3 protein-coding genes are annotated in these 895 nt (G+C 40.6%); 2 read left to right on the forward strand and 1 reads right to left on the reverse strand.

The features are described 5' to 3' along the window. A partial coding sequence (locus D5R40_RS33350) for an amino acid--tRNA ligase-related protein (RefSeq protein WP_339379592.1) occupies positions 1-187 on the forward strand: 187 nt, incomplete at its 5' end. Next, a complete protein-coding gene (locus D5R40_RS36810; RefSeq protein WP_161565194.1) occupies positions 184-321 on the forward strand; it encodes a hypothetical protein in 138 nt (45 codons plus the stop codon). The genes D5R40_RS33350 and D5R40_RS36810, both read left to right, overlap by 4 nt. Positions 322-582: 261 nt before the next feature. On the opposite strand, the gene D5R40_RS33355 is transcribed toward D5R40_RS36810, so the two are convergent. After that, positions 583-895 (reverse strand): hypothetical protein (locus tag D5R40_RS33355; RefSeq protein WP_205127877.1); only part of this gene is annotated, 313 nt, incomplete at its 5' end.

An 895-nucleotide genomic window follows, 5' to 3' on the forward strand; every position in this document is an offset into this window, starting at 1 on the left:
GAGAGATGCAGGAGATGATGAAGCGCATCCAATGGATGAAGACTTTATTCAGGCGTTATCCTTGGGGATGCCTAGTTGTGGTGGAATGGGTATTGGAGTTGACCGTGTCGTGATGTTATTGACCAATACTCAAAGTATTCGGGATGCCATTATGTTCCCGACTATGCGATCGACTTTGAAGGATTGAAGAAGGAGTCAGGAGTCAGGAGTCAGGAGTCAGGAGGGAAGAAAGAAGAAAAAGGAAAAAGGAGAAAGGAGAAAGTTTTTTTACCACGCTCTTATCCGGACATGATATTACAGCATATTTCGGGTAAATGGTGAAAACATTGTGGTGCGGGCATCTTGCCCGCTATGGGTGTACCTCATAGAGTCGCAAAGTGCTGTAGATATCTCTGAGAAAAAATGTAGAACAGTTTCAGAACAAATTGTTTACGTTCTTCATATTCGCCATTCTGCTCGGCAATTGCTAGAACCATAATAACTCACCGATCGCTCATTCTCATCCCTAAGAGGCGATCGCCTTGACTTTAAACAGAAGAAGTAACTGCCTTAGCGCTACTAATTTCCTCTCGAATAGACTTATTAATTACATCCCACTAACAACAAGCGATCGTTAATAGATAATTCCTTAGTAAATTTCACTAATTCTTGCCAAGATAAACTCTCCAACTCCGACTCAACATTTCCCATCCCTTGAGGCAACTTTCCTTCCTCCAAAGTCTCTAGTAAATCATTACGAAGTGCCTCCAAAAAACCACAATCATTGCCAATATCTGATGCCTCATCCTCATCTATATTTTCAATTTCCTCCAAACGTTTTTGATAAGCTGCTATTTGATATTCAATTGCCTCAACAATAAATTGTGTTGCTTTATAAGATAAAATCATGTCCGGT

It is taken from the genome of Okeania hirsuta (assembly GCF_003838195.1).
In the GTDB taxonomy this organism is placed as follows: domain Bacteria; phylum Cyanobacteriota; class Cyanobacteriia; order Cyanobacteriales; family Microcoleaceae; genus Okeania; species Okeania hirsuta.